Below are 7,680 nucleotides of genomic sequence, written 5' to 3'. Positions count from 1 at the left end.
CTGTTCTCAGGTTAACAGGTGGGCGATCGCATTTACATGAATCAATGTACAGCGATACAGCAAAGTCAGTGTTTCAATGTACAGTGATCGCCAAACAAGGGGGCCATTGAACCGGAAATGCGATCGCATTACTCATCTGGCTCATCCTCTGAGTCTGGTAGCTCATACGGAAAGTTTGGCTTTTTGAGGAGTTGAGCTTTTTTAAACAAGGCTATTTCTCTTAATGCACCCTCCATAATCCACTGTGTACAAGCGGCATTCTGACTCTTGCCAGAAAGGCTAAGAGCTAGCTTTACCACTTCTGTTATTTCGTCACTCAAGCTTACCGAAAGTCTAGAACCCATAATATTTTACTTGCAGGTGATTGACATATTAAACACGAGTAAGTAAGATGTACATCAGTACACGAGAGCGTGTACATCGTACATTGACAACGGGTAAACCCTACATACATACCATGTACAGCATATCTGAAATTTCTCAGCTAACGGGATTAAGTGAGGGTCATTTGTCTCGACGTGACGGCAAGTCTCCTTTGTCCCGCGTCAAGGAAACGGTCACATGGACAGAAATATCCACGATCCATGAGTTCACGAAAGAGGAGTTGCTGACGGAGGAAGGTTACGGCTATCTACTGGATTACCTCAGTTGTTGTGGGAAAGAAGGCACCATGACTTATGAAGATTGGCAACGGTCAATTCGTTCAGAAAATAACCAGCCAACTGCTCTGGTTTCAGTTGAACCCTACCAGCCTGAGCTTGCACCCGTTCCAGATGCTTATCAAGCCATCAACAATCTGAAATCTCAACTGCTAATCATGGCCGATGAAGTTGGAGTTCAAAACAAGCAGTTTGGCACCGAACTTGCTTATCGGATGTACGCACCCTTGGCTGAAAGTTTCACAACAACTGCTGAGGACATTCTCAAGCGTTCATTCGGAGGAAACCAAAGTGCTTAATTGGCTTTTTGGAGGGGAAACAACTCCCAGTGATGAACCCTACACTGTTGAGAGAAACGGTTCACGAATGAGAATTGTTGACAATGAAACCGGGAAAACAGTCCGGTATTTTGGGCCAGAAACTGGAGATGCTAACCCGTTTCCCAGTGACGCCAACGACTGGGACATAACCGAGAATGAGTATTTTGCTGACCCAACAACAGGTGAATTGAAAAAGCACATCACTTTTCAGCGTCGGAGATAGTTAAATGATTCAATTCTTACTCGGTAACGCTTTTATGCTTGCACTCTGGTTGTGGGTAAAAGCCGCCTCAATCCCGGTTGGTCAGTTGGCATCCCAACACATTGATAAAGTGGCTCGAATGTACTCCAAGACAGAAATCTGGGATGAGACTCTAGCCATCAGTTTTGCAAAAGTTTCGGCAATCGTTAAGGAGATTGATTAGATGTTTGGACTAGGTAAGAAACAGAACAAGTCAATCGGTTCACAGTCCATGAGTGAAGCTGAAAGCATTCTCCAGAGTGCCAACACAGCGCCCCCAATCAGCAACAATCAGTACAACTTTGCTGAACACTACCGAGGAAATTTCACCGGGATTGAACGCCTCACACCAGAGGAAGTAGAAGCCGCCAAACTGCAAGCCAAAGACCTGAAAGAACAAGTCACCTTACAACGGGGAAAGTTCAGCGCTGATACCGACAGTTTGGAGTCCGTTNCTGACTTAATAGCCCTCAGTTTGGCATCATTTAATATTGCCTTACTGGTAGCCCGATTGATTCAGCCCAACCTGATTTGGTGGCAGTGGGTGCTAGTAGTTTTACTACTCGCAAAAACCATCATTATTGGCGGTTTACTGGTCTACTATGCCGAGTCAAACAAGAGCAGATTTCATCAGGTTAAAACTGCTTTTGTGGTGATTGCAGCAATCACAGGAGTGAACCTAGCATGGCTCTAATCTCCATCCCTGAAAGGATTGATAGACGGGTTAGTTTCTGGCTTGGTTGTGCCGGACTGTTATCTGTTCTCTCGTTGTCACCAAAGCTTGACATTCTATGGAAGACAGTCGCATCCTCAACCGCTCTTGGATGTAGTATCCTAGCCTACGACACCAACCACAAAAACAAACCCATCGCCATCAGTGAACGGCAACGGGTAGACAGTGAATTAAACGTGTTNCGTCACCAGTTCTCTCAGAAGTGATTGAACCAAAGTTGGTAGACGAACACGACAACAACTAAGCAGTTTATAGGGGTGATTTACACCCCTAATTTGCTTTAAAAACCACACTGATTATTTGGAGGTTGAATGATGTTTGTTCACGTTGATTGTAATGAAAGAGGTATTGAACAATGAGAGATATTAATCAAATTTCAGATGACACAGATTGGCCCTACCATATTGTTGGTCAATGCGTACTTCTCATCAGTGAACTCAACGGAAAATTGAGTAAAGTTTTGATTTCAGAAGAAGCCTGCTTGAAGAATCAGGAAACCAATCAGCAAATACTTGATCTTGTCGCCTACATCATCAACAATTGCGTAATCATCAAAAAAGAGCTGATTGTGAAGCCTGAGCCGTCATGTTTTGATGACTTCTTTGATTATGATGAGGACTATTACCTTAATCAAACTTTTGGAGAAACGAAAAAGGAAATCAAGGAACTGTTTAAGCNAAACTGTTACTCACACGAAGAACTGCTCAAGCTCAACCCGATCGCAAACAATCTACCCCGCTCTAGGAGATACCATGACCGCCAAAATCCGACTGACTGCAACGGAACAAGAGATTGAGAACTGGAAAGCCTTCTTTGACCTCCTAGCCCGTGCTAACGTCATCCAATTGTTACAGGTCTCTGACAATTACAACAACAGGGGAGAGAGCCAATATCAACGGGCTTACCTTGAGGCTGAGTTAAAGATTGATGTGAACTCAGTTAAGAGCCGATTTGAGGTCAGGTTAACGGGTAGAGAGGATGTTTGAGTCGCCAGTGAGAACACTTCTCAATCCCGACCAGTCCTGATGTAGCGGCTTCAGTTAGGTCAATGATCACAGGAATCAGCCTTTCATTATAACCGTGCATAACGCATTACTCCAGTGACGTAGAGCTTAACTCTATAACAACAGTATATAACTCTGTAGCAGAATTTCTGCTTACACCAAACACGACTAACGCGCTACTATACAAGGCTATCCATTTTTATCGGCAGTAGAAACCAATCAACATGGAAGTACAAGGCAAAAAAATTAGCATTGCAGCCTATGGGCTACTGAGGTTTTTGGAAGAACAACCACAACCCTTTAACTGGAGTTCAGTCAAACCGTGTATGCAGCCCGATAGCTCTTACAAAATCCGTAGCCTGATCGGTGAGTTGAAAGACGCTAAACTGCTAACCTGCAAGCAGCTCATACACGGCAATAGCTTCGGCGAGATGGTGTACTGGACGTATCAATATACCGGGAAGGACATTGAATCATCCCCCGGACGTGTAATTCCAGGCAAAGGTAGTAAAGCTTCTTAGCTTGGTCTGGAGTTATTAAAAACTCTGGGGAAAACTCTGCTTCAGGCTTTTCACTGCCTTTTTTCTTGTTTTGACGATATTTCTTACTCATACATCTTCCCTCTCGGTCTGGTTTGTTGTATGCTGGTCAAAAAGAAATAGTAAAAGACGGTTGACAGAGAGAGCTTGCGATACTCGCGAGAGTAGCTTAACGCACACAGTAATTTTGTAAGTCCATAATAGTGGTTTAAATTACATAGGTTCTCTATTCGTGAGTACATAGTAACTACCACCGGGTAGCTTGTAGCGGTAGAGAAATCCGGCGAGCTAGGAGCGTAACGAACTCCGAGGAATGGGATATCCAAATAGTCCCCATCAGTTGACACCTAACCGTCTTTTTGACCAGCAAAGTCAAACCCATCACTCTGCGCTTCTGATTTGAGAGAGATGGGCTAAAAATTTGCTGAGTTTAATTATACAATGAATTATCCCATAACAAGACTTAAAAAGCAATGTAACGACACAGCCTTTAAGTCGTTCATCGGAAAAACTGTAAACTTTCCAACAACTAAAGGAGGTAATCGCTAATGTTTACCTCCGAGTTTGATATCCGCAAATACTTAGGCAAGCTAGAACCTGCCAAGGAAAAAGGTAAGTATCATTGCCCTGCCTGTGATAGCCACAATCTTAGCATTGATCAGAAGACTAGAAAATATCAGTGCTGGACTTGTGGAGATACCAGGCTGATTGCTAAAATCCTGACGGCAGATGAGAGAGAACGCCGCGACTATTCTAACGGCTACTCCTATCGCCCTAGTTCACCCCCTAAACCAACTATTGAACTGGCAAGACTACCCGAACCGCCTAAAATTCCTCAACCCATCACCAAAGGCAATCAAGTTATCACCGTCTATCCCTACGCACCTGGACAGGAAGTGAGACGCCTTGAGCAGTTTGAGGGAAGTCAGCGACTTGGTAAAAAAGTCCTACCCTATCACCAGCAAGACACCGAGATGGTATTAGGTAAGGGTGACTTACCCTGGAATGCTTACCGGATTGACGAGGCAATCCGTCATGGTAAGGGTAAATGGGTGTTAGGCGTTGAGGGTGAAAAATGCGTTGAGGTAGCCCGTCAGAATCAGATTGTGACGATCACCTGGCAAGGGGGAAGCTGGACGCTTGATGACATCCTAGCTGACCTGCTGACACTCAAACGCTCAGGAGTTAAAGGATTTCTCTACCTTCCAGACCATGATGAAGCCGGAACCAATAAAGCAGAGAAAGTCATCAAAGCAGCCCAACAGATAGACTTTCCCATTGCGNTTCTCTACCTTCCAGACCATGATGAAGCCGGAACCAATAAAGCAGAGAAAGTCATCAAAGCAGCCCAACAGATAGACTTTCCCATTGCGGTCATTAACCCGGTTGATCTGTGGTCAGAGATGCCAGAAAAAGGTGATATTGCTGACTGGATTGAGCAAGTTGAACTGACACCCGACCAACGAGTTAAACAGTTAGAAAAGACTGCAAAACTCATCACTCCACAACCACAAAATCAACCCTTAGAGCTACCAGACAAGAACGTTAGAGCCAAAGACAATAAAGCCATTAAAATAGCAATGGAGCGCGACAGAGCAAGACAAGTAATAGGTAATCAATTGAGGTTCAATGAACGTACTAGAGAAATTGAGCTGTTTAGTGAAGAATTAGGCATCAAAGGAGAACGTTTTTATCTAGACTTTCTAGAAGATGATATCTCCGAATACTTTGGGATAACAATTGACGCGAAAGATAAAACCGTTGAGGGGATTATCCGAAAACTGGCTAAAGAGAATGCCTACGACCCTGTAAGGGATTATTTAGACCAATGCGCTCAACAATACAGCGACACAAAAATCTTAGACAACCTGGCAGAAAACTTGCTTGGTACGGATGAACCCATACATCAAATAATTTTCAAAAAGACGCTTGTTGGTGCAGTGGCGAGAGTTTATGACCCCGGATGCAAATGTGAATCCGTGACAATTTTGCAGAGTCCTCGTCAGGGAATTAACAAGTCAAGAACTTGGGAAACGTTGTTTGGACGAGAATACTTCTGCGACAACGTAGGAGACATTTCAAACAAAGATGAAGTAGCAAAACTACACCGCGTCTGGGGCTGTGAATGGAGCGAGTTTGAAAGCATTACCAGCAAGAAAGATGTGGGAAAAATCAAGTCATTTCTCTCAACGTCAGTTGATTTAATCCGTGAACCTTACGGACGTAAATGTGAACCCATACCCAGACGGGCTATCATTGTCGGAACCACAAACACAGACGACTTTCTACGGGATGATACAGGCAGCCGGAGATTCAATATTATTGAGGTCAACAAACCAGAAATTGACATTGACTGGCTCAAAGAACACCGCGATCAGATTTGGGCTGCTGCTGTTCATCTCTATCGTCAAGGGGAAATTTGGTGGTTGACCGCATCTGAGCAGAAGCAATCCAACGAGATCAATGAAGACTTCAGAGATGAATTGCCCCTGGAACAAGAAATCCTAAATCTGCTCTCTGATAAAAATGAAGTCACTATAGACTGGATACTCAAAAATATTCAATCTGTTGATACGACCCGAGTCAATGACCAGGCGACCATATCAAGAATCATCACCAAAGTGCTAAAGCGGGAACGCTGGAGTAGAACGAGGCTGTCTGAGAACGGTAAAAGGCCTAGAGCTTGGCGCCGACCTAATACTGATCCACTCCATACCAGTGATCCACCTCTAGGTGATCCACTAGAAAAAGAAGTGGATCACCTTAAAAACCCCTCTAGCAAAGCAATTCAGGATACTGATCCACCTGATCCACTAAAAATCAACGTTTCACAAAAACCAAACATCTCAAATACACAACCATCACCTGAACCGATCCAGACTCAAATCCAGAAAAGCCTCTATGAAACTTTGCTAGAAGGTGTACGTTTCAGTCAGAAAGAGTTCTTCAGTCGCTTCCCAGATAATCCAGAGGAAGTAGAGACATTCCTCAAAAAAATTGAAGGAATAGGTCGGATTTATCGCAAGGATGGCTACATTCACCCCATGAGCAAGCCCAAGTTAGACCCAAAAGACAGAGTTGCGATTGTGGGTGGGCAGTTCAAAGGTCGCTACGGCTCTGTTGAAAAATACAACGGATTAAACAAAAGTCAAATCCATACCTACATTGTCCTAATGGACTTGGGTTATAAAACTGAACCTTTGATATTGCCAGAAAACGAGCTTAAACGGATTTAACCGTCAGAGATACAACAAACAANCCTAATGGACTTGGGTTATAAAACTGAACCTTTGATATTGCCAGAAAACGAGCTTAAACGGATTTAACCGTCAGAGATACAACAAACAATTAATGAACAACTCATCCAAACGCCGCAAGGGTAAGGTTGGGGTGTCGCCTTACAACGGAGTTTTACGGCTATCAATCCCCCGTTATCTGTGTGAAGGACAACGGAGATATTTGTACCTGAACCTACAAGACACCCCCGATAACCGCAAGTTTGCAGAAGCCAAAGCTAAACAGATTGAAGCTGATATTCTCTACGAGCGCTTTGACCCAACTCTTGAACGCTATCGCCCACAAAAAACAGTCATTCCTGAACAGAAACCCAGTAAAGAAACCCTAGTAAAACTCTATGAACAATACATAGAAATTAGGCGTTCAAGCGTCCGACCGGGAACATGGAGAGGTAATTATCTGGTTATATTGGGTCACATTCAACGATCGCCTTTTGCAAATACTGACCCCAACTTAGAAAGCACTGGTTATGCTCAAAAGATGCTGGACTGGGGAAGTCAAACCCTTTCGGGTGACACTTGCAGGCGCTTAATGGTTCAGCTCAACGCCTGNCCTTTTGCAAATACTGACCCCAACTTAGAAAGCACTGGTTATGCTCAAAAGATGCTGGACTGGGGAAGTCAAACCCTTTCGGGTGACACTTGCAGGCGCTTAATGGTTCAGCTCAACGCCTGCTTAAAGTGGGCTGTTGAATCTAAGCGAGTCAAACTGAACCGTTCACCCTTTGAAGGAATGGCAGGGAAAGCCAGGAAGCGGATCAAGAAATCAGAGGATGAGGAAACTGATATTAATCCATTCACCAGTCTTGAGCGAGACGCCATCATAGAAGCTTTTAGAACCCGCTCACAACAGCCTCATTATTACTATTACGTTGCCTTCTGTTTTTA

7 protein-coding genes and 2 pseudogenes are annotated in these 7,680 nt (G+C 44.0%); 7 read left to right on the top strand and 2 right to left on the bottom strand.

Annotated elements, in window-relative coordinates:
* Window positions 1-128: 128 nt before the first annotated feature.
* A complete protein-coding gene (locus tag WN50_RS13335) occupies window positions 129-344 on the bottom strand; it encodes a hypothetical protein (RefSeq protein WP_046282062.1) in 216 nt (71 codons plus the stop codon).
* Between the two features lie 326 nt (window positions 345-670).
* Here WN50_RS13335 and WN50_RS35330 point away from each other — a divergent pair, with 326 nt between their 5' ends.
* From WN50_RS35330 to WN50_RS13320, 3 genes are read left to right on the top strand one after another with little or no spacing between them, the layout of a single operon-like run.
* Window positions 671-958, top strand: coding sequence for a hypothetical protein (locus WN50_RS35330; protein WP_200906275.1), 288 nt, complete (start codon window positions 671-673; stop codon window positions 956-958).
* On the top strand, window positions 951-1,202 hold the full coding sequence (locus WN50_RS13325) for a hypothetical protein (protein ID WP_046282064.1): 252 nt from the start codon (window positions 951-953) through the stop codon (window positions 1,200-1,202). The genes WN50_RS35330 and WN50_RS13325 overlap by 8 nt, the downstream gene beginning before the upstream one ends.
* 4 nt (window positions 1,203-1,206) lie before the next feature.
* A complete protein-coding gene (locus WN50_RS13320; protein ID WP_046282065.1) occupies window positions 1,207-1,404 on the top strand; it encodes a hypothetical protein in 198 nt (65 codons plus the stop codon).
* A 1,506-nt stretch (window positions 1,405-2,910) separates the two neighbouring features.
* Here WN50_RS13320 and WN50_RS36915 read toward each other — a convergent pair.
* On the bottom strand, window positions 2,911-3,039 hold the full coding sequence (locus WN50_RS36915) for a hypothetical protein (RefSeq protein WP_281062693.1): 129 nt from the start codon (window positions 3,037-3,039) through the stop codon (window positions 2,911-2,913).
* 142 nt (window positions 3,040-3,181) lie between these two features.
* On the opposite strand from WN50_RS36915, the gene WN50_RS13305 reads away from it, so the two are divergent.
* The 4 genes and pseudogenes from WN50_RS13305 to WN50_RS36210 all read left to right on the top strand — a co-directional run.
* On the top strand, window positions 3,182-3,478 hold the full coding sequence (locus WN50_RS13305) for a hypothetical protein (protein ID WP_046281947.1): 297 nt from the start codon (window positions 3,182-3,184) through the stop codon (window positions 3,476-3,478).
* 1,421 nt (window positions 3,479-4,899) lie between these two features.
* Window positions 4,900-6,732, top strand: a complete 1,833-nt coding sequence (locus WN50_RS13300) for a virulence-associated E family protein (protein ID WP_235440951.1) — start codon at window positions 4,900-4,902, stop codon at window positions 6,730-6,732.
* 115 nt (window positions 6,733-6,847) lie between these two features.
* A pseudogene (locus WN50_RS37560) lies at window positions 6,848-7,344 on the top strand (Arm DNA-binding domain-containing protein); the annotation flags it as partial.
* Window position 7,345: 1 nt separating this feature from the next.
* Window positions 7,346-7,680: pseudogene (locus WN50_RS36210) on the top strand (integrase); the annotation flags it as partial.

The sequence above is a fragment of the Limnoraphis robusta CS-951 genome (assembly GCF_000972705.2).
Note: the sequence above shows the minus strand (reverse complement) of the source record. Positions and strands in the feature narration are given on the sequence as shown.

What these genes read in the sequence shown, in the direction of transcription:
- WN50_RS13335 (WP_046282062.1), bottom strand. Translation starts at nt 344, where the DNA reads ATGGGTTCTAGACTTTCGGTAAGCTTGAGTGACGAAATAACAGAAGTG.
- WN50_RS35330 (WP_200906275.1), top strand. Translation starts at nt 671, where the DNA reads ATGACTTATGAAGATTGGCAACGGTCAATTCGTTCAGAAAATAACCAG.
- WN50_RS13320 (WP_046282065.1), top strand. Translation starts at nt 1,207, where the DNA reads ATGATTCAATTCTTACTCGGTAACGCTTTTATGCTTGCACTCTGGTTG.
- WN50_RS36915 (WP_281062693.1), bottom strand. Translation starts at nt 3,039, where the DNA reads ATGCACGGTTATAATGAAAGGCTGATTCCTGTGATCATTGACCTAACT.
- WN50_RS13305 (WP_046281947.1), top strand. Translation starts at nt 3,182, where the DNA reads ATGGAAGTACAAGGCAAAAAAATTAGCATTGCAGCCTATGGGCTACTG.
- WN50_RS13300 (WP_235440951.1), top strand. Translation starts at nt 4,900, where the DNA reads ATGCCAGAAAAAGGTGATATTGCTGACTGGATTGAGCAAGTTGAACTG.